This is a genomic window from Streptomyces sp. NPDC002574 (genome assembly GCF_042889545.1).
In the GTDB taxonomy this organism is placed as follows: domain Bacteria; phylum Actinomycetota; class Actinomycetes; order Streptomycetales; family Streptomycetaceae; genus Actinacidiphila.
Genome location: NZ_JBIARB010000012.1, coordinates 1 through 21,000, shown reverse-complemented (window position 1 = coordinate 21,000; position 21,000 = coordinate 1). Strand labels below are relative to the sequence as shown.

18 protein-coding genes and 1 pseudogene are annotated in these 21,000 nt (G+C 69.6%); 10 read left to right on the top strand and 9 right to left on the bottom strand.

The genetic code is table 11. The annotated features are described in order from the left end of the window. Window positions 1–80: 80 nt before the first annotated feature. The 7 genes from ACFYXS_RS27795 to trxA all read left to right on the top strand — a co-directional run bounded on the left by ACFYXS_RS27795 (window position 81) and on the right by trxA (window position 9,498). On the top strand, window positions 81–2,501 hold the full coding sequence (locus ACFYXS_RS27795) for a DUF6049 family protein (RefSeq protein ID WP_389252969.1): 2,421 nt from the start codon (window positions 81–83) through the stop codon (window positions 2,499–2,501). 34 nt (window positions 2,502–2,535) lie between these two features. Continuing rightward, entirely contained in the window at window positions 2,536–4,590 is a 2,055-nt protein-coding gene (murJ, locus tag ACFYXS_RS27790) for a murein biosynthesis integral membrane protein MurJ (RefSeq protein WP_389252967.1), read from the top strand. A 121-nt stretch (window positions 4,591–4,711) separates the two neighbouring features. Then, window positions 4,712–6,418 (top strand): serine/threonine protein kinase, encoded by a 1,707-nt coding sequence (locus ACFYXS_RS27785; protein WP_389252965.1) that lies wholly within the window; start codon window positions 4,712–4,714, stop codon window positions 6,416–6,418. Between the two features lie 19 nt (window positions 6,419–6,437). Beyond that, window positions 6,438–7,130, top strand: coding sequence for an RNA polymerase sigma factor SigM (gene sigM, locus ACFYXS_RS27780; protein WP_389252963.1), 693 nt, complete (start codon window positions 6,438–6,440; stop codon window positions 7,128–7,130). Further along, window positions 7,127–8,032 (top strand): anti-sigma factor family protein, encoded by a 906-nt coding sequence (locus ACFYXS_RS27775; RefSeq protein WP_389252961.1) that lies wholly within the window; start codon window positions 7,127–7,129, stop codon window positions 8,030–8,032. Before sigM ends, ACFYXS_RS27775 begins: the two co-directional genes overlap by 4 nt. A gap of 104 nt (window positions 8,033–8,136) precedes the next feature. After that, on the top strand, window positions 8,137–9,120 hold the full coding sequence (gene trxB / locus ACFYXS_RS27770) for a thioredoxin-disulfide reductase (RefSeq protein WP_389252959.1): 984 nt from the start codon (window positions 8,137–8,139) through the stop codon (window positions 9,118–9,120). Window positions 9,121–9,168: 48 nt separating this feature from the next. Continuing rightward, the gene (trxA, locus tag ACFYXS_RS27765; RefSeq protein ID WP_319663357.1) at window positions 9,169–9,498 is read left to right on the top strand and encodes a thioredoxin; all 330 of its coding nucleotides are present in this window, start codon (window positions 9,169–9,171) and stop codon (window positions 9,496–9,498) included. Window positions 9,499–9,571: 73 nt separating this feature from the next. Here trxA and ACFYXS_RS27760 read toward each other — a convergent pair whose 3' ends face one another. The 9 genes from ACFYXS_RS27760 to rpmH form a co-directional block, all read right to left on the bottom strand. Continuing rightward, window positions 9,572–10,189 (bottom strand): GNAT family N-acetyltransferase, encoded by a 618-nt coding sequence (locus ACFYXS_RS27760; RefSeq protein WP_360904497.1) that lies wholly within the window; start codon window positions 10,187–10,189, stop codon window positions 9,572–9,574. Between the two features lie 310 nt (window positions 10,190–10,499). After that, a complete protein-coding gene (locus tag ACFYXS_RS27755; protein ID WP_389252955.1) occupies window positions 10,500–11,615 on the bottom strand; it encodes a ParB/RepB/Spo0J family partition protein in 1,116 nt (371 codons plus the stop codon). After that, window positions 11,612–12,661 (bottom strand): ParA family protein, encoded by a 1,050-nt coding sequence (locus tag ACFYXS_RS27750; protein WP_389252953.1) that lies wholly within the window; start codon window positions 12,659–12,661, stop codon window positions 11,612–11,614. Before ACFYXS_RS27750 ends, ACFYXS_RS27755 begins: the two co-directional genes overlap by 4 nt. Before the next feature lie 264 nt (window positions 12,662–12,925). Further along, the gene (gene rsmG, locus ACFYXS_RS27745; protein ID WP_389252951.1) at window positions 12,926–13,642 is read right to left on the bottom strand and encodes a 16S rRNA (guanine(527)-N(7))-methyltransferase RsmG; all 717 of its coding nucleotides are present in this window, start codon (window positions 13,640–13,642) and stop codon (window positions 12,926–12,928) included. 130 nt (window positions 13,643–13,772) lie between these two features. Beyond that, window positions 13,773–14,267, bottom strand: coding sequence for a protein jag (locus ACFYXS_RS27740; protein WP_389252949.1), 495 nt, complete (start codon window positions 14,265–14,267; stop codon window positions 13,773–13,775). Window positions 14,268–14,282: 15 nt separating this feature from the next. Beyond that, window positions 14,283–15,356 (bottom strand): membrane protein insertase YidC, encoded by a 1,074-nt coding sequence (gene yidC / locus ACFYXS_RS27735; protein WP_389252947.1) that lies wholly within the window; start codon window positions 15,354–15,356, stop codon window positions 14,283–14,285. Between the two features lie 2 nt (window positions 15,357–15,358). Next, the gene (gene yidD / locus ACFYXS_RS27730; protein WP_389252945.1) at window positions 15,359–15,679 is read right to left on the bottom strand and encodes a membrane protein insertion efficiency factor YidD; all 321 of its coding nucleotides are present in this window, start codon (window positions 15,677–15,679) and stop codon (window positions 15,359–15,361) included. Continuing rightward, window positions 15,676–16,050, bottom strand: a complete 375-nt coding sequence (gene rnpA / locus ACFYXS_RS27725) for a ribonuclease P protein component (protein ID WP_389252943.1) — start codon at window positions 16,048–16,050, stop codon at window positions 15,676–15,678. The genes yidD and rnpA overlap by 4 nt, the downstream gene beginning before the upstream one ends. Before the next feature lie 27 nt (window positions 16,051–16,077). Beyond that, window positions 16,078–16,215 (bottom strand): 50S ribosomal protein L34, encoded by a 138-nt coding sequence (gene rpmH / locus ACFYXS_RS27720; protein ID WP_003975051.1) that lies wholly within the window; start codon window positions 16,213–16,215, stop codon window positions 16,078–16,080. 388 nt (window positions 16,216–16,603) lie between these two features. Between rpmH and dnaA the strand changes: the two genes are divergently transcribed. The 3 genes and pseudogenes from dnaA to ACFYXS_RS27705 form a co-directional block, all read left to right on the top strand. Continuing rightward, window positions 16,604–18,397 (top strand): chromosomal replication initiator protein DnaA, encoded by a 1,794-nt coding sequence (dnaA, locus tag ACFYXS_RS27715; RefSeq protein ID WP_389252940.1) that lies wholly within the window; start codon window positions 16,604–16,606, stop codon window positions 18,395–18,397. A gap of 850 nt (window positions 18,398–19,247) precedes the next feature. Beyond that, window positions 19,248–20,378 (top strand): DNA polymerase III subunit beta, encoded by a 1,131-nt coding sequence (gene dnaN / locus ACFYXS_RS27710; RefSeq protein ID WP_389252938.1) that lies wholly within the window; start codon window positions 19,248–19,250, stop codon window positions 20,376–20,378. Between the two features lie 79 nt (window positions 20,379–20,457). Next, window positions 20,458–21,000: pseudogene (locus ACFYXS_RS27705) on the top strand (NAD(P)-binding domain-containing protein); the annotation flags it as partial.

Sequence of the window (21,000 nt, the reverse complement as noted above, 5' to 3'; positions counted from 1 at the left end):
CCGTCATTGTGCCGATCTTGTGGCCCGACCGCAGCACTTCGACTCATCGAGCATCGTTACCATTCCAGGACGCACATCCGATGACGACGAGGGACGGCCAGCGCGTGGGCGAGGCGGCACAGCACCCTGGGACAGCTCCGGCCCGTACGAGGCTGCGTCGAGCGGCGGCGCTGCTCGCCGGCGCCGCGATGTTCGCGGGTCTGCTCCAGGCCCAGACGGCCCCCGCGGCGTACGCGGCCTCCTCGGGCCAGGACGTCGACGTGTCGGTGGACACACTCTCCCCCACCGTCCCCAGCAAGGGCGACACCCTCACGGTGACCGGAACGGTCACCAACAAGGGGAAGCAGACGGTCACCGACGCCGAGATGGGTGTGGAGGTGGCCCCAGGCGGCCCGCTCACCAGCCGCAGCGCCATCGGGACCGCCGCCGGGCGCGGCACCTACAGTCCCGGCATCGACGGCTACGAGATCTCCGGCCACACGGCCGCTCTGGAGGACCTGCCGGCCGGTGTGAGCCGGCCCTTCACCCTCACGATCCCCGTGAAGGACCTGCAGCTGGGCTCCGACGGCGTCTACCAGCTGGGGATCTCCCTCGCCGGGCAGACCCGTGCCACCGGCTACCGGCAGATCCTGGGCGTGGAGCGGACCTTCCTGCCCTGGTACAGGACCGCGACCGCCAAGAGCACCCGGTACACCTTTCTGTGGCCGCTGATCGACCGTCCCCACCTGGCCGTGCGCAGCGAGGGCGACGACCAGCAGAGCCCGATCTTCCTGGACGACAACCTGGCCCAGGACCTGGCCCCCGGCGGGCGGCTCCAGCAGCTGGTGACGCTCGGTCGGAACCTCCCGGTCACCTGGGTGGTCGACCCGGACCTGATCGCCACCGTCGACGCGATGACCCGCCGCTACCAGGTGGCCGGTCCGGGCGGTGATCTCGATCACACCACCTCCGGCACCGGGACCGACGACGCCAAGCGCTGGCTGACCGACCTCAAGACCGCCCTGACGGGCGACGACGTGGTGGCCCTGCCGTTCTCCGACCCGGACATCGCCTCGATCGCGCACCACGGCAAGAACGTCGCCGGAACCCTGGCCCACCTCAACACGGCCACCGAACTGGCGACCACCACCTTCGAGACCGTCCTGCACATCACGCCGGCCACGGACGTGGCCTGGCCGGTGCAGGGCGCCGTCGACCCCTCCATCGTGGACGTCGCCACCTCGGCGGGCGCGGACAAGATCATCGCCCGCAGCGACAGCCTGGGCGAGCCAGGCAAGCCCAAGTACACGCCCACCTCCGCCCGACCCATCGGGGGAGGCACCACCGCCGTGGTGGCCGACGCGGGGCTCTCCGAGGGCTTCGACGGCGACATGATGCGCGCCGAGAACGCCACCCTGGCGATCCAGAAGTTCGTCGCCCAGACGCTGATGGTCACGATGCAGGCGCCAGAGCGGCAGCGGAGCATCGTCGTCGCCCCGCAGCGCATGCCCAGCGCCTCGCAGGCCCAGGCGATGGCGCAGGCCATCACCTCCGTCGAGTCCAGCGCGTGGGCCGAGACGGCCGACTTCTCCGACGCCGCCAAGGCCACCCCGGATCCGCTGGCCAACCGCACGGTGCCGCGCGGCAGCGCCTACCCGGCGAGCCTGCGCAAGCGGGAGCTGAGCACCGAGGCGTTCCGCCAGATCCAGGCCACCCAGGCCAGGCTCAACGGCTTCCTGGTCATCCTCAGCCGCAAGGACCGGGTGACGACCCCCTTCACGACGGCGCTGCTGCGGTCGATGTCCACCGAGTGGCGCGGCAACTCCGGGGGCGCCGCCTCCTTCCGGTCGGCGATCGGCGCGTACCTCTCCGATCTCATGGGGCTCGTCCAGATCCTCCCCAAGACCGGTACCCTCACCCTCTCCGGCCGCAGCGGCACCATCCCGGTGACCGTGAAGAACGAGCTCGGCCAGACCATCGAGGGCCTGCAGCTGGAGCTGAGCTCCAGCCAGGGCAACAGCATGGACCCGGGTGACCCGCAGCCGGTCACGGTGGAGGGCGGCCACACCCGGTCCCTGAAGTTCGCGGCTACGGCGGCGCGCAACGGCCTCAACACCATCACCGCGCAGCTCTACACCAAAGACCACGTCGCCTACGGCAAGCCGATCACGTTCACGGTGGACGTCACCTCGATCACCTCCACCGTCATGCTGGTGATCGCCGCCGGTCTGCTCCTGCTTGTCCTCGCCGGCGTACGGATGTATCACCAGCGCAAGCGCCGTGCCGCCGGTGAGGACGGCGACGACGAGGGCGACGGGAACGACGGGGAAGACCCTGACCCCCAGGGCGCGGAAGCGGCCGAGGACGGGGAAGACGCGGAGGAGGACACCGCCGACGGCACCGCGAAGGGCACCGGTGGTGCCCAGGACGGCGCCGGGCCCGGGCAGCCGGGTGACCCGGCGCCGGACACCGCCGCGCAAAGTAAGGACCCGTCCGGGACGGGTGAGAAGGTGGACCGATAGTCAGCGAGTCAGGGGCCGATGAGGTGGGGCAGTGATGAACGCGCCGTACGACGGTGAACGCGAACGGGAAGCGGCGGAGCGGTTCCCCGCCCAGCCCGGGCAGCCCCCCGCCGTGCCCGACCCGTATCTGCAGGACACCTATGCCCGCGATCCGTACCAGCGCCAGGACCCCACCGCGCAGGACCCGGTGGACGAGGCGCTGTACGACCGCACCGCGCACCCGGCCCAGGGCTACGGTCAGCCGCCCTACGGCCACCAGCCCTACCGGATGCCCTACGCCGACGACGCCGCCACGCGGTACGTGGGCGTGGACGAGCTGGTCTCGTACGCCCCTGACGAGAACGGTGCCCAGGCGCCCCAGCCGGACGCCTACGCGCACCTCTTCCGCGACGACCCGGAGCCGCCGGCTCCCGAGCCGGAGCCGGTGGTGGAGCCCGTCCAGGCCGCCGCGGGCAGCCGCGGCAGCAGCCTGCTGAAGTCCAGCGCCGTCATGGCGGCCGGCACCCTGGTCTCCCGCCTCACCGGCTTCCTGCGGACCCTGGTGATGGCCGCGGCGATCGGCGTCGGCACCCTGAACGACGGCTACCAGGTCGCCAACACGCTGCCCACGATGATCTACATCCTGGTCGGCGGCGGCGCGCTCAACGCCGTCTTCATCCCGCAGCTGGTCCGCGCCATGAAGAACGACGAGGACGGCGGCGAGGCCTACGCCAACCGCCTGCTCACCCTGGTCGTGACGGGCCTCGCGGTCGTCACCGCGATCTGCGTGGTCGCGGCCCCGGTCTTCATCCAGGCGATGTCCCACGACATCGCCTCCGACCCGGTCAGGTTCGAGGTCGCGGTCACCTTCGCCCGCTACTGCATCCCCACGATGTTCTTCATGGGTGTGCACGTCGTGCTCGGCCAGATCCTCAACGCCCGCGGCCGCTTCGGCGCGATGATGTGGACCCCGGTCCTCAACAACATCGTCACCATCGCCACCTTCGGGGCCTTCATCTGGGCCTTCGGCTCGTTCACCCGGACCGGGGTCAGCTCGGCGACCATCACCCCGGACGGCGCCCGGCTGCTCGGCATCGGCACCCTGCTCGGCCTGGCCGTGCAGGCGCTGTCGATGCTTCCGTACCTGCGTGACGCCGGCTTCCGCATCCGCCCCCGCTTCGACTGGCGCGGCCACGGCCTCGGGCACGCCGCCCGGCTGGCCAAGTGGACCTTCTTCTTCGTCCTCGCCAACCAGATCGGCATGATCGTGCTGACCCAGTTCGCGACGGCGGCCGGTGCGACGGCGGAGAAGGCGGGCCAGGAGGGCACCGGCATCACCGGCTTCAACTACGCGCTCCTGCTGTGGCAGATGCCGCAGGCGATCATCACGGTCTCCGTCATGACCGCCGTGCTGCCGCGCATCTCCCGCGCCGCCGCCGACGGCGACGCCGCGGCGGTCCGCGACGACCTCTCCTACGGCCTGCGCACCTCGGGCGTGGCCATCGTGCCGTGCGCCTTCGCCTTCCTGGCGCTGGGCGTCCCGATGACCACCCTGCTGTACAGCGGCTCCGGCAGCGGCGCGCTGAACATCGGCTTCATCCTGATGGCCTTCGGCCTCGGGCTGATCCCGTTCTCCGTGCAGTACATCGTGCTGCGCGGCTTCTACGCGTACGAGGACACCCGCACCCCCTTCTACAACACGGTGATCGTGGCCGCGTGCAACGCGGTGGCGGCGGCGCTCTGCTACTTCCTGCTGCCCGCCCGCTGGGCGGTCGTCGGCATGGCCGCCGGCTACGGCCTGGCCTACACGATCGGCGTGGGTGTCGCGGTGAAGCGGCTGCGCCACCGGCTCGGCGGCGACATCGACGGCAAGCGCGTGGTGCGCACCTACGCCCGACTGTTCGGCGCGAGCATCCCCGCCGCGGCTGCCGCAGGGGCGGTCGTCTACGGTGTCTCGCACTCGCTGGGCCACGGCGCCGCCGTCTCACTGCTGTCGCTGGTCCTCGGCGGCGTCGTGCTCGGCGGAGTCTTCTTCATCGCCGCCAAGCGCATGCGCATCGAGGAGATGACGGCCATGGTCGGCATGGTCCGCGGCCGGCTGGGCCGCTGATTCAAGCCGCGGGGGCAACCATCACCCGCCCCCGCGTGTCGTGCATAGCGGTGGACTGTTGGCACAATTGTCCTTGGCTGTGTTGTCAGATCTTGCAACGGATGGGGAGGCAGGAACGACGGTGGCGGAACGGAGCCCGGCTGCCGTCGGAGTGGCCAACGAGAGCGGCGACAAGCCGCTCACCGCTCACGCGGACGATGCCACTGCCGACGAGGCGACCGACCTGAGCGAAGAGCAGGACGCACCGCAGGAGACCCTCCCCGAGGAGACAGCACCGACCAGGAACGCGCCGCCGGAGCTCCACAGCGGCCACAAACTCGCCAGGCGCTACCGCCTGGAGGACTGCCTCACCCGTGTCGACGGCTTCAGCAGCTGGAAGGCCTTCGACGAGAAGCTCCGCCGCGCCGTGGGCATCCACATCCTGCCCGCGGACCACGGCCGCGCACGCTCGGTGCTGGCCGCGGCCCGCTCGGCGGCGCTGCTCGGAGACCCCCGCTTCGTCCAGGTCCTCGACGCCGTCGAGGAGAACGACCTCGTCTACGTCATCCATGAGTGGCTGCCCGATGCCCGCGAGCTGACGGAACTCATCGCGGCCGACGCGCTGGAGCCGCACGAGGCCTACCAGATGGTCAGCCAGGTCGCCCAGGCCATGGCCGCGGCGCACCGCGAGGGCCTGGCTCACCTGCGGCTCAACCCGGACGCCGTGCTGCGTACCGAGGCCGGCCAGTACCGCATCCGCGGTCTGGCCGTCGCGGCGGCGCTGCGCGGCATCAGCTCCGAGCGTCCGCAGCGCGAGGACACCGAGGCGATCGGCGCGCTGCTGTATGCGTGCCTGACCCAGCGCTGGCCCTACGCGGAGGACGCGTACGGACTCAGCGGCCTGCCCAAGGACGTCGGTCTCGTCGCGCCGGACAAGGTGCGGGCGGGAATCCACCGCGGGCTCTCCGAGCTCGCCATGCGCGCCCTGGTCAACGACGGCGCCACGGCGTCCCGTGAGCCGGGTCCGTGCGCCACCCCGGAGGAGTTGGCGAAGGCGGTCGCCGCGACCCCCAAGATCCGGCCTCCGGAGCCGTCCACGGCCCCGTACTCGCGGACGACGTACCAGCAGGGCGCCTACCGCCAGTCCGCCTCCCATCCCTCGGCGCACGTCACCACGGTCCTGCCGGCCACTCCGCCCCCGGCCCTCACCGGCCGTACCGGCAGGGCCCTCAAGTGGTCCGTGTCGGCCCTCCTGATCGCCGCCATCGGTCTCGGCAGCTGGCAGGTCGCGGAAACGCTCATGGACCGCGAGAACCAGTCCAAGGACGGGGGCACGAGCACCGCCCCGCCCACGGGCGGCGGCGACGACCCCAGCGGCACCGCACAGCTGACATCCGGCAAGCCCATCGCCATCACTGGGGCCAAGGACTTCGACCCGCTGGGCACCGACGGGTCGGAGAACCCGCGGGACGTTCCCAACGCCTACGACGGCAAGCCGTCCACCTTCTGGGAGACCAGTTGGTACACCCAGGCCAACCTCGGCGGCCTGAAGTCCGGTGTCGGCGTCATCGTCGATCTGGGCAGCGTTCAGCGGGTCGGCAAGGTGAAGGTCGACTTCATAGGGGACGACACCAGCGCCGACCTGATGGCCGCGAGCTCGGGGGCCGACTCCATGCCGACCGGTCTCGACGACTTCACCAAGGTGGCCTCCGCCTCCGGGGGCCAGGCGAGCTTCACGCCGGGCACGGCGGTCAGAACCCGCTACCTCCTGGTCTGGCTGACCCAGCTCCCCCGCACCGATCAGGGCAACTACCGCGGCCGGATCTCCGAGATCAAGGTCAGCGGCTAGCGAAAGAACTGGGGGGAGAGTGCCAAAGCAGAACACGGGCGGGGAGGTCGCGGACAGCGACCTCCTCGCCCGTCATGTAGCGGGGGACCCGGACGCCTTCGCGGAACTGGTCCGCCGGCACCGCGACCGGCTGTGGGCGGTGGCCCTGCGGACCCTGGGGGACCGCGAGGAGGCCGCGGACGCCGTCCAGGACGCCCTCGTCTCCGCCTTCCGGTCCGCCCACACCTTCCGCGGCCAGTCCGCCGTCACGACGTGGCTGCACCGCATCACCGTGAACGCCTGCCTGGACCGGGCCCGCAAGGCGGCCTCCCGCCGGACCTCGTCGGTCATCGACGAGAAGCGGTTCGAGGATCTCCTCGAACCGCACGAGTCAGCCGCCGCCCCGGCGGAGCGGGGGGAGCTCCATCGGGAGCTGCTCCGAGCCCTGGCGACGCTGCCGCCCGAGCAGCGCGCCGCCCTCGTCCTGGTCGACATGCAGGGCTACCCCGTGGCGGAGGCCGCGGCCGTCCTCGACGTCCCGGCGGGAACCGTCAAGAGCAGATGCGCCCGGGGCAGGGCACGGCTGTTGCCCCTGCTCACTCATCTGCGTGAAGGGGCCGGGGGTAGCGCCGATCGGGGCGGGGGAAGGAACCGGACGGAGAACGCATCCGTCCCAGAGACGGAGACCGGGCCGGGTCACGGGATCACGAAGGGCGGAGGTGGACATCGATGACGTCACCGACGGGAACGAACGAGCATCCCGAGGTCGCCGAGATCTCGGACTTCACCGAGGGCATCCTGCCGCCCCAGCGGTCCGCCTCCATCCGTGGTCATCTCGACGACTGCCCGCTCTGCGCCGACGTACGGGCCTCCCTGGAGGAGATTCGCGAGCTGCTCGGGACGCTCCCCGGCCCGCCCCGAATGCCCGCCGACATCGCCGGCCGGATCGATGCGGCACTCGCCGCGGAAGTCCTGCTGGACTCCACCGCCCCCGTTGTTTCACGTGAAACATCGCCCGTGACGGTGGCGACGCCTGTTTCACGTGAAACATCGTCCGCCGGTGGCCGTGGACCCGACGGCCGGGGCACCGCTGCCACCGGTCCGGGCCGGCCTCCGGTGCGAGCCCGTCGCCGCTGGCACAAGGGACTGGTCCTGACCGTCTCCGCGATGGCGGTCCTCGGCCTCGGCGGGCTCGGCGCCGCTCTGGTGGAGTCCTCGTCCGGGCAGTCCAAGAACGCCACGGACGCCGCTGTCGGCACCAAGGACTCGGCGGCCTCGGCCGGCCAGTCGGACGAGCGGAGCGAAGCAGCAGACCTCCTGCGCACGCAGGTCCAGGAGCTGCTGGCCGGCACCGCGCACAACCACGTCCAGCAGAAACCCGACTCCCAGTCGCCGCTCATGGACGTCAACGGCGTACCGCCCTCATGCGTCCTGCGGGCGATCGACCGTCCGGACGACGGCACGCCACTGGCCGCCCGTCGTGGCGTATACGACGGATCGGACTCCTACCTCGTCGTCCTCCCGCATCCCGGCGATCGTTCACTGGTCGACGCCTTCCTCGTGGATGCATCCTGCGCGGCCGCCACGCCGTCCCCAACGGGCACTCTGCTGCGTGAGGAGACATACCCTCGTTAGGGCCGGAGCGCTGGGAATGCCGGGCCCGTAGTATCCGTTAGGCGGATACAACAGTCCCGCCGGGTCACCGGCGCAGCTGGCAGACAGAGACGAGGAATGAACCCGTGAGCGACGTCCGAAACGTGATCATCATCGGTTCCGGGCCGGCGGGCTATACAGCCGCGCTGTACACCGCACGCGCCTCGCTGAAGCCCCTGGTCTTCGAGGGAGCGGTCACCGCCGGCGGTGCACTGATGACGACGACCGAGGTGGAGAACTTCCCCGGTTTCCGCGACGGCATCATGGGCCCGGATCTGATGGACAACATGCGCGCCCAGGCCGAGCGCTTCGGGGCCGAGCTGATCCCGGACGACATCGTCGAGGTGAACCTCGAGGGTGACATCAAGACCGTCACCGACTCCGAGGGCACCGTGCACCGTGCGAAGGCCGTGATCATCACGACCGGCTCACAGCACCGCAAGCTCGGGCTCCCCAACGAGGACGTGCTGTCCGGCCGTGGCGTCTCCTGGTGCGCCACCTGTGACGGCTTCTTCTTCAAGGACAACGAGATCGCCGTCATCGGCGGCGGTGACACCGCGCTGGAGGAGGCGACCTTCCTCTCCCGGTTCGCCAAGACCGTGACGGTGGTGCACCGCCGCGACACCCTGCGCGCCTCCAAGGCCATGCAGGAGCGTGCCTTCGCCGACCCCAAGATCAAGTTCATCTGGGACAGCGAGGTCGACACGATCCACGGCGAGGGCAAGCTCGCCGGTCTGACCCTGCGCAACACCAAGACCGGTGAGACCTCCGAGCTCCCGGTGACCGGTCTGTTCATCGCGATCGGCCACGACCCGCGCACGGACCTCTTCAAGGGCATCCTCGACCTGGACGGCGAGGGTTACCTCAAGGTCGAGTCCCCCAGCACCCGCACGCGGATCCCCGGCGTCTTCGCCGCGGGTGACGTCGTGGACCACACCTACCGTCAGGCCATCACGGCGGCCGGCACGGGCTGTTCCGCAGCGCTGGACGCGGAGCGATTCCTCGCGGCCCTGAGCGACGCCGAGGCCGAGCACACCCGCGAGCCCGAGCAGACCACCGCCGCCGTCTGACCCACCCCCACAACAGAAGCACCCGCACAACACCCCGAGGAGACAGCCGTGGCCGGCAACACCAAGATCGTCACCGATGCGACCTTCGACGAGGAGGTCCTCGCCAGCGACAAGCCCGTCCTCGTCGACTTCTGGGCCGAGTGGTGCGGTCCGTGCCGTCAGATCGCCCCGTCCCTGGAGGCGATCGCGGCCGAGCACGCCGAGCAGATCACCATCGTCAAGCTGAACATCGACGAGAACCCGGTCACCGCCGCCAAGTACGGCGTCATGTCGATCCCGACCCTCAACGTCTACAAGGGCGGCGAGGTCGTGAAGACCATCGTCGGTGCGAAGCCGAAGGCCGCCATCGAGCGCGACCTCTCCGACTTCATCGGCTGACGGCCGACGCACGGGCCTGACGACGGGCAGCGAAAGGGCCCGCCCCCTCACCGGGGGCGGGCCCTCTGCGTTGTCACAGCGGCCGCAGCGCGGGTTCCTTCTGCACGGCTCCGAGCAGGCGGTCGATCGCCAACTCGACGTCCTCCCGCCAGGAGATCGTCGTCCGCAGCTCCAGCCTCAGCCGCGGGAAACGGGGGTGGGGACGCACCGTCTTGAAGCCGACCGCCAGCAGATGCTCCGCCGGCAGCACGCACGCCGGCTCCTCCCAACGCGCGTCGCCGAAGGCCTCGATCGCACGGAAGCCGCGGCGCACCAGGTCCTTGGCGACGGTCTGCACCAGCACCCGGCCCAGACCCTGCCCCTGGAAGCCCGGCATGATCCGCGCCGTCATCAGCTGCACCGCGTCGGCGGAGACGGGACTCGTGGGGAAGGCCGTGGAACGCGGCACGTACGCGGGCGGTGCGTAGAGCACGAAGCCGGCGGGGACCTCGTCCACGTAGACGACCCGGCCGCACGATCCCCATTCCAGGAGGGCGGCCGATATCCAGGACTCCTTCTCCAGCTCGGGTTTCCCGGCCTGGACGGCGGCCTCACCGCTCACCGGGTCGAGTTCCCAGAAGACGCACGAGCGACAGCGGTTGGGGAGATCCGGGAGGTTGTCCAGCGTGAGCGGAACGAGCCGACGCCCCATGAGGTCAGACCCTCGTTTCTGTCGTGGACCCAACTGCCGACGAAGCCACCGACCGCCCCCAGTCCCAGCCCCGCGGCCAGGAGAGCGGCCGTCTGCCAATCGTGCTCCACTCCAGCGCGCCGCACCGATCGCATGGGCCTCCCACCTCAGGGGGTAGTGCTCCATCTCGTAGGCATCGTATCCGCGGGAGGACATGTCCGACACCGGACAACACCAACGGCCCAGCAAAAAGCGGGCCACATTCCCCTGAGGGGATGCGACCCGCTTTCGCGTGGTGGGCCGGCGCCGCCGGCCGGGCGGTGAGCCGGGCTCACTCCTCGTCTTCGTCGGTCTCCTCGGTGAGCGACCGCTGAAGGGTGTTGCTCTCGCCCGGAGCCATCGAGCCGAGAATGCGCTCCAGATCTTCTATCGAGGCGAACTCGACGACGATCTTTCCGCGCTTCTGGCCGAGGTCCACCTTCACCCGGGTGTCGAACCGGTCCGACAGACGCAGCGCCAGATCCGTGAGGGCGGGGGAGACCCGCCTTCCGGCCCGCGGAGTCGCGGACTTCCGGACGGGCGCCGTCTCGGAGTTCATCAGGTGCACGATCTCCTCGACCGCGCGCACCGACAGCCCCTCGGCCACGATCCGGCTGGCGAGCTTGTCCTGGTCCTCCACGTCCTCCAGGGCGAGCAGTGAGCGGGCGTGCCCGGCGGAGAGCACACCGGCCGCCACACGGCGCTGTACGGGCGCCGAGAGCTTCAACAGCCGGAGGGTGTTGGAGACCTGGGAGCGGGAGCGGCCGATCCGGTCGGCCAGCTGCTCGTGCGTGCAGGCGAAGTCCTTCAGCAGCTGGTCGTAGGCAGCAGCCTCTTCCAGCGGGTTCAGCTGTGCGCGGTGCAGGTTCTCCAGCAGCGCGTCGAGGAGGAGCTTCTCGTCCTCGGTCGCCCGGACGATCGCCGGGATGCGCTCCAGCCCTGCCTCACGGCTGGCGCGCCAGCGCCGCTCACCCATGATGAGCTCGTAGCGCTCCGGAGCGACCTGGCGGATCACGACCGGCTGGAGGAGGCCGACCTCCTTGATGGAGGCGACAAGTTCGGCCAGGGCGTCCTCGTCGAAGACCTCACGCGGCTGCCGGGGGTTCGGGGTGATCGCATCGAGCGGCACCTCCGCGAAGTAGGCCCCTGCCACCGGGACCGGCCCCTGGTCGCCGAACCCCTCCTGCGTTTCACGTGAAACAGGGATCTCCACGGTCCCGTTGTGCTCCGCGAGGGCGGTCACCTTCGCCGCCGCGATCCCCCGCTCCGGCGCCAGGACCGCCACGGCGGGGGCGGCCGCAGCCGCCGCCGTCGCCACCGCGGTCGCGGCTGCCTGATCCGCACCACTCGGTGCGGCAGGAATCAGCGCGCCAAGACCACGGCCGAGCCCTCTGCGACGCTCACTCACTGGATCCCCTCCGACCTGCTCTGTTCATTGAACTCACTGCCGCTTCCGAGACCACGCATCGCCATCTCCCGCGCCGCCTCCAGGTAGGACAACGCGCCACTGGAGCCGGGGTCGTAGGTCAGCACGGTCTGACCGTAGCTGGGAGCCTCCGAGATGCGGACCGAGCGCGGGATGCTCGTGCTCAGCACTTCCTTGCCGAAGTGGGTGCGGACCTCCTCCGCGACCTGTGAGGCGAGCCGAGTACGGCCGTCGTACATGGTGAGGAGGATGGTGGAGACGTGCAGCTTGGGATTGAGGTGTCCGCGCACCAGCTCCACGTTCCTCAGCAGCTGACCCAGACCCTCCAGGGCGTAGTACTCGCACTGGATCGGGATGAGCACCTCGGCACCCGCCACGAGGGCGTTGACGGTCAGCAGACCGAGCGAGGGCGGACAGTCGATGAGGATGTAATCGAGCGGCTGCTCATAGGACTCGATGGCCCGCTGCAGCCGGCTCTCCCGTGCCACCAGTGACACGAGTTCGATCTCCGCGCCGGCGAGGTCGATCGTGGCGGGGGCGCAGAACAGCCCTTCCACGTCCGGGACCGGCTGCACGACGTCGGAGAGCGGCTTGCTCTCGACCAGCACGTCGTAGATGGACGGCACCTCGGCGTGGTGGTCGATCCCCAGCGCCGTGGAGGCGTTGCCCTGGGGGTCGAGGTCCACGACGAGCACCCGGGCCCCGTGGAGGGCCAGGGAAGCCGCCATGTTGACCGTCGTGGTGGTCTTGCCGACGCCGCCCTTCTGGTTGGCGACGACGATCACTCTGGTCTCGGCTGGGCGGGGGAGTCCTTCACCGGCCCGCCCCAGAGCCTCGACGGCCAGTTGGGCGGCTCGGCCGATGGGGGTGTCATCCATCGGGGGCGGTGTTTCACGTGAAACATCCTCCCCGAACAGCTCGGTACGGGGACCGGGGACCGGATCGGCCATCGGTCCCGCGATGTTGGCGTCGGACCGCAAGGATTCACTCTCCTCGACTACAAGCTCGCAATGAACAGAGCCTGCCATGCTTTCGGGGTCGCGAACCAGTGAGGCCCGTTCTCCTGTGGATGAATCCTCCGGTCGGATCGCCGGAGCGAGCGATTCCGAGGCCCGTTGGGTCAGCGTTTCGGCCGCCGCGCGGGCCCGACCGAGGATTCCTGGAAGCAGAGAGCGCCGTTTCACGTGAAACACGATGCGCAGGCGGGCATCCGTTTCCTATCCGACACTCCGGGTTGTCCGGGTTTGACCGGTTGTATGGAGCACACCCGATGAATGTCGCGAACGTCACATTCAGCGCTGACGCCGGCGGTTCGCCCGTGCGGCCTTGGCTCGCCGGGTCGCGGCACGGACACCGCCGGGGCTCTCCCCCGCGAGCACCCGGACCACCGTGGACTGCGGGTCCACCACGCCTTCACCGACCTGCACCACGGAGGTCTCCGCGGCACCGAGCCGGCTCAGCGCCGCCCGGGCGGCCTTCAGCTCCTCCTCGGCGGTGTCGCCCTTCAGCACGGCCATCTCTCCGTGCGGACGGAGCAATGGCATCCCCCAGCCGGCCAGCCGCTCCAGCGGCGCCACGGCGCGGGCGGTCACGACATCCACCGGAGGCAGCTTGCCGATCATCTCCTCGGCGCGGCCGCGCACCACCCCGACGTTGTCGAGGCCGAGCAGGCGGACGGCCTCCTCCAGGAAGGTGGTCCGGCGCAGCAGCGGTTCCAGGAGGGTGATCGTGAGGTCCGGCCGGGTCAGCGCCAGAGGGATACCGGGCAGCCCCGCTCCGGAGCCGACGTCACAGACCGAGGCACCGTGCGGGATCACCTCGGAGAGCACCGCGCAGTTCAGCAGATGCCGCTCCCACAGGCGCGGCACCTCCCGGGGTCCGATGAGCCCACGCCCCACGCCCGCCTCGGCCAGCAGCTCCGCGTAGCGCACCGCGTCCGCGAAGCGCTCTCCGAAGACCTCCCGCGCCGCTTCCGGCGCCGGGGGAAGCTCCGCCGCTGCTTCCGTCACGAGAACCGTCCTTCCGTAGTTCGGCCCTCAGAACCGTGAGAACCATGAGAACCGTCATCAGGGTGACAAGATTCGGCCCCGCCTGCGAGCAGACGGGGCCACGTACACACAGCGGGGAGCCGGAAGGCGGTCAGGCCGGAAGGACGACCACTCGGCGCTCGGGCTCCTCGCCCTCGGACTCGCTGCGGAGCCCCGCGGCCGCGACAGCGTCGTGCACGACCTTCCGCTCGAAGGGGGTCATGGCCTTCAGCTTCACCGGCCGGCCGCTCTCCTTGACCTCCTCGACGGCCTTGACGCCCAGGTCCGTCAGCTCGGTGCGCTTGTGCGCCCGGAAGCCGGCGATGTCCAGCATCAACCGGCTGCGGTCACCGGTCTCCCGGTGCACCGCGAGCCGGGTGAGTTCCTGGAGCGCCTCCAGGACCTCGCCCTCACGACCCACCAGCTTGTTGAGGTCACGGCTCGACGACTCGCCGACGATGGAGACCGACGCGCGGTCGCCCTCGACGTCCATGTCGATGTCACCGTCGAGGTCGGCGATGTCCAGCAGGCCCTCGAGGTAGTCAGCCGCGATCTCACCCTCCTGCTCGAGGCGGGTCAGCGCGTCGGTGGTGTTGCCGTCCGTCACGGCGGGACTCCTCTACTACTTCTTCTTCGACAGGTTCGGCTTGTCCGCGCCGCTGCTGGGCTTGGGCTTGTTACCCGCGGCGCCACCACCGGCCGGCTTGGGCTTGCTGCTCACCGCGGCCGGCTTGGGCTTGCTGCCGGCGCTGGTCGCGGCCGGCTGACCGGTGCCGCCCGTCTGGCGCTGGGACTTGGACTGCCGCTTGGGCTGCGCGCGCTTGACCGGGGTGGCGTCCTGCGGCTCCTTGACGGGAGCGGACTCCTCCTTGAGCAGGCCCTTGGCCTTCAGGCGCTCCTGGCGCTGCTGGTAGGCGAGGCTGCCCGGCGTCGGGTTGCGGCGGATCACGAACATCTGCTGGCCCATGGTCCACACGTTGGTGGTCAGCCAGTAGATGAGGACACCGACCGGGAAGTTGATACCGAAGACGGCGAACATGATCGGGAAGACGTACATCAGCATCTTCTGCTGCTGCATGAACGGGGTCTTCACCGTCATGTCGACGTTCTTGGTCATCAGCTGGCGCTGCGTGTAGAACTGCGAGGCCGACATCAGGACGATCATGATGATCGTGACGATCCGCACGTCGGTGACCGAGGCACCGAGCGAGGCGACCTTGTCGGCGCCGTCCCTGAACGTCGCGGCGAGCGGGGCACCGAAAATGTGCGCCTTCTGCGCGCTGGCGACCTGGTCGGCGTTCAGCACGCCCACCTGGTTGCCCTTGGCGATGTTGCTGAGGACGTGGTAGAGCGAGAAGAAGAAGGGCGACTGCGCCAGGATGGGAAGGCACGAGGAGAGCGGGTTGGTACCCGTCTCCTTGTACAGCTTCATCATTTCTTCGGACTGGCGCTGCTTGTCGTTCTTGTAGCGCTCCTGGATCGCCTTCATCTTCGGCTGGAGCGCCTGCATGTTCCGGGTCGCCTTGATCTGCTTCACGAAGAGCGGAATCAGGCAGATCCGGATCAGGACCACCAGCGAGACGATCGACAGACCCCAGGCCAGGCCGCTGTCCTTGTCGAAGACAAGGCTGTACAGCGAGTGGAACTGGACGATGATCCACGAAACTGCGTCGTAGAGGGGGTTCAAGATCCCCACGGTCAGGCTCCTTGGGCGTTAGGGGTCTCGACGGGCTCGGGAGTAACGGACCCGCCGGCTGTGTCGCCCCGGAGGGCCTCACGCAGGCGAGCGTGCCACGGCGGCCGCTTGCGCGGCGGGACATGGTCCACGCCACCGAGCGACCACGGGTTGCAACGCAGGATCCGCCACGCGGTCAGGGCGGTGCCCTTGATCGCGCCGTGCCGATCGATCGCCGTATACCCGTAGTGAGAACACGAGGGGTAGTACTTGCAGACCGGACCGAGCAACGGGCTGATGGTCCACTGGTAAATCTTGATCAACGCCAGTAGCGGGTACTTCATCGCGCCACCCCCAGGAGCCTCCCGAGGGCGGCATCCAGGTCTCGGGCCAGCTGTGAATGGTCTGCGTCACCCGCACCGGGCAGCGCTCGTACGACTACCAGGCTACCGGGGGGCAGCACGGACAGACGTTCGCGAACAAGGTGACGAAGGCGACGCTTGACCAGGTTCCGGGTGACAGCGCCTCCGACGGCCTTGCTGACAACGAAACCCGCACGCGCCGGGGGGGCACTTCCCCCCGCCGCGTGCGGGTCCCTTGTCTCACTGTCGGTGCGCAGGTGAACGACCAGGAGGGGTCGTCCGGCCCGGCGTCCTCGACGTACCGCGCTCGCGAAGTCCTGCCGCCGCCTCAGCCGATTCTCGGTGGGCAGCACGACATCACACCTCGCGCTTCGGTGCGATCAGGCGGACAGACGGGCGCGGCCCTTGCTACGGCGGGTCGCGAGGATGGCGCGGCCGGCACGCGTACGCATGCGCAGCCGGAAGCCGTGGGTCTTGGCGCGACGACGGTTGTTCGGCTGGAAGGTGCGCTTGCTCACTCGGGGGCTCCAGGATGAATCGGGTGTTGGCGGGGCGTCGCCTGGCTGTCACCGTGCGCCCACGAGAAACTCGCGGAACATCCCAGGTGTGCACCGCTTAACGATCACCTCGGTGATCCTCGCCCATCGGTAGGCAGGCGGCAGCAGCCATCGACAACTCGACCTGGTTACGGTACGCGCGGCTGAGGCATCAGGTCAAACCAGCGGGTCCGGAGCCCGGCCGGAGCCGCCATCCGGACGTGGTTTTGCACACCCTGTGGACAACGACTTGAACCAGGCAGGCCCGGCTGACTACCGTGGCAGAACCCCAAAACATTCCCGTCCGTCCCAAGAACCACACCTTCGTGGGACCCATCGGCACCGACCAGCGACCGAGAGAGCGTGCCCTGTGGCTGACGTAACTGCCGATCTTGCCTCAGTCTGGCCAAGGGTCCTGCAGAAACTTCTCGTCGACGGCGACGACCTGAAGCCGAAGGACGCGGACTGGCTGCAGCGCACCCAGCCGCTCGCCCTGGTCGCGGGCACCGCCGTGCTCTCGGCCCCGAACGAGTTCGCCAAGAGCGTGCTGGAAGGACGGCTCCTCCCGCTGATCACCGAGGTGCTCAGCCGTGAGTTCGGTCATCCCGTGGGTATCGCCATCGCCGTCGCCTCGGGCAGCGAGCAGGAGTCGGCCCCCGAGCCGCCCCCGCCGTTCCACGAATCGCAGCAGAGCGCGTACGAGCCCGAGCCCTCCCCCTACGACGAGCCCCAGCACGGCTACGGGGAAGGCCCGCGGATGCGCCGCGCGTACCCCGAGCACCAGGCCGGCTCCCCCGGCGGCTGGCCGCCCCGCGACCCCGAGGACCACTGGCAGCAGCAGCGGCTCGGCGACTTCCAGGAGCGCGAGCCCTACCCGTCGCCCCCGTCGCGCTACGACATGCCGCCGGCGCACCAGGTCCCGCCCCGCCGCGAGCCCCCCACGACCCAACTGCCCCCGATGCCGGCCCCCCGAACGCCGGGCGGCCACAACGGCGGCGGTCCCGTCGGACACGGGGGCGGCCACAACAGTCATAACAGCCACAACGGGCACGGCGGCCACAACAGCCACAGCCCGTCGGGGCACGGAGGCGGTACGGGCACGGGCTCCGGCAGTTCCGGCGGCCCGGCCGAGCCGACCGCCCGGCTGAACCCCAAGTACCTCTTCGACACCTTCGTCATCGGCTCGTCCAACCGCTTCGCGCACGCCGCGGCGGTGGCGGTCGCCGAGGCGCCGGCCAAGGCGTACAACCCGCTGTTCATCTACGGGGAGTCCGGCCTCGGCAAGACGCACCTGCTGCACGCCATCGGGCACTACGCGCGGAGCCTCTACCCGGGCACCCGGGTGCGGTACGTGAGCTCGGAGGAGTTCACCAACGAGTTCATCAACTCCATCCGCGACGGCAAGGCGGACGCGTTCCGCAAGCGGTACCGAGACATGGACATCCTGCTCGTCGACGACATCCAGTTCCTGGCGAGCAAGGAGTCGACGCAGGAGGAGTTCTTCCACACCTTCAACACCCTGCACAACGCGAACAAGCAGATCGTGCTGTCCTCCGACCGGCCGCCCAAGCAGCTGGTCACCCTGGAGGACCGGCTGCGCAACCGCTTCGAGTGGGGTCTGATCACCGACGTCCAGCCGCCGGAGCTGGAGACCCGGATCGCGATCCTGCGCAAGAAGGCCGTACAGGAGCAGCTCAACGCCCCGCCGGAGGTACTGGAGTTCATCGCCTCCCGGATCTCGCGCAACATCCGCGAGCTGGAGGGCGCGCTGATCCGGGTGACCGCCTTCGCGAGCCTGAACCGGCAGCCGGTCGACCTCCAGCTGACCGAGATCGTGCTGAAGGACCTGATCCCGGGCGGCGAGGACTCCGTGCCGGAGATCAGCGGCCAGGCGATCATGGCCGAGACGGCCTCCTACTTCGGACTGGACGTGGAGGACCTCTCCGGCTCCTCCCGCAGTCGGGTGCTGGTCACCGCGCGCCAGATCGCGATGTACCTGTGCCGTGAGCTCACCGACCTGTCGCTGCCGAAGATCGGCGCGCTGTTCGGCGGCCGCGACCACACGACGGTGATGCACGCCGACCGGAAGATCCGCTCCCTCATGGCGGAGCGGCGGTCCATCTACAACCAGGTCACCGAACTCACCAACCGCATCAAGAGCTGATCGCGGCCTCCTCTCGACCGCTTCGGCGGCCTCCACGCGTCCCCAGCGCCCCGGGTCCAACTCCCGGGGCGCTTCGCTTTGTTCGAACGCGCCGGCCGCCCGCCGTGCACAGGAACGTCTCTCCACAGCAACGGCCCGGTTTTCCCCGTCCACAGCCTGGGGATGCCCAAGTTGTCCAGAACTCGTCCACAGGCGGTGCTGTGGGAGACTCATCGCACCTGCTGGGAGGCGTGTGGATTTGTGGGCAACCCGGATCCACAGACTGTGGACGTGCCGACCGCCCACAGGGACGTCCACGAAGTTGTCCACCGGCCGCCCACAGGATCGGGGCGGTTGTCCCCACCCAAGGGCGGCTTCTCCACAGTTCTGTCCACTGTTCGGCAACCCGACACGACCTCTCACCGGTCGGAGTGAACCGCGTCACACCAACGTGGTGGGTTGGGCTGGGGAGAACCTGGGTATTCCTGGGGACAGTGCTGGGGAGAACCGGCCCTGTCCTGTGCATCGCGTGTGCACAACGTCGGGCTGTCCACAGAGGGGCCTGTTTGTCCACGGGCCCCGCCCACAGGCGCGGTGGATAAAAAACGCTGCCTGACCTGGGCAGGAACCACTTATCCACGGTATCCACACCCCCTATTACTACGACCAGGGTGAGATACCGGGAGACCTGCTTCGAAGTGGGGCCTGTGCACAAACGAGCCGTCGACGGCCCGACCCCTCCCGCTCCGGCTTGACCCCAACGCGCACCGCATGTCGGTGGCGGCTGTCAGACTGTTCCCCGGCAAGAGGGCCAGCAGGGCCAAGAGACAGTTCGGCCACAGACAGCCAGCAACAGCAGGAGGCGGTTCCGGTGAAGATCCGGGTGGAGCGCGATGTACTCGCGGAGGCAGTGGCCTGGGCGGCCCGCAGTCTCCCGGCCCGTCCCCCGGTGCCGGTCCTTGCAGGGCTGCTGCTGAAGGCCGAGGAAGGCCAGCTGAGCCTGTCCGGCTTCGACTACGAGGTCTCGGCCCGGGTCTCCGTCGAGGCCGACGTCGAGGAGGACGGCACCGTCCTGGTCTCCGGCCGGCTGCTCGCCGACATCTCGCGGGCACTTCCCAACAGGCCTGTGGAGATCTCCACCGACGGTGTGCGCGTGACCGTCGTCTGCGGCAGCTCGCGATTCACACTCCACACCCTGCCTGTGGACGAGTACCCGGCGCTGCCCGCGATGCCCGTCGCTTCCGGCACCGTCCCCGGCGAGGTCTTCGCCGCGGCCGCCGCGCAGGTCGCCATCGCCGCCGGCCGTGACGACACCCTCCCGGTGCTCACCGGTGTGCGCATCGAGATCGAGGGCGACACGGTCACCCTGGCCGCCACCGACCGCTACCGCTTCGCGGTCCGCGAGTTCCTGTGGAAGCCGGAGACCCCGGACATCTCCGCGGTCGCCCTGGTGCCCGCCAAGACGCTGCTGGACACCGCCAAGTCGCTCACCAACGGGGACTCCGTCTCCATCGCCCTGGCCGGCTCCGGCGCGGGCGAGGGCCTGATCGGTTTCGAGGGCGCGGGCCGCCGTACGACGACCCGGCTGCTCGAGGGCGACCTGCCGAAGTACCGCACGCTCTTCCCGACCGAGTTCAACTCCGTCGCCGTCATCGAGACCGCCCCGTTCGTCGAGGCCGTCAAGCGCGTCGCCCTCGTGGCCGAGCGCAACACGCCGGTGCGGCTGAGCTTCGAGCAGGGCGTGCTGACCCTGGAGGCCGGGTCCAGCGACGATGCACAGGCTGTGGAGCGGGTGGACGCCAAGCTGGACGGCGACGACATCTCGATCGCCTTCAACCCGACCTTCCTGCTGGACGGTCTGAGCGCGATCGACTCCCCCGTGGCGCAGTTGTCGTTCACGACGTCCACCAAGCCCGCGCTGCTGAGCGGCCGTCCGGCGGTCGACGCCGAGGCGGACGATGCGTACAAGTACCTCATCATGCCGGTCCGGCTGTCCGGCTGATGCGAGGCCTGTCCGGTCACGTCGGCCCCCAGGGGCCGACGTAGGCTCGACCTAGGTCAGGCAGGCTTCGAACGAAGGATCAACGATGGAGCTCGGTCTCATCGGTCTCGGCAAGATGGGCGGGAACATGCGCACCCGCATCCGCCAGGCCGGACACACCGTTATCGGCTACGACCGCAACCCGGACCTCGCCGACGTCCACAGCCTGCAGGAACTTGTGGACAAGCTGGAGGCGCCCCGGGTGGTGTGGGTGATGGTGCCGGCCGGCGCCGCGACGCAGTCCACCATCGACGAGCTGGGTGAGCTGCTGTCGCCGGGTGACGTGGTGGTCGACGGCGGCAACTCCCGCTGGACGGACGACGAGAAGCACGCCGAGGAGCTCGCGGCCAAGGGCATCGGTTTCGTCGACTGCGGTGTCTCCGGCGGCGTCTGGGGCCTGCAGAACGGCTACGCGCTGATGTACGGCGGCCGGGCCGAGGACGTCGAGAAGGTCCAGCCGGTCTTCAACGCCCTCAAGCCGGTGGGCAACTTCGGGTCGGTGCACGCGGGCAAGGTCGGTGCGGGCCACTTCGCGAAGATGGTCCACAACGGCATCGAGTACGCGATGATGCAGGCCTACGCC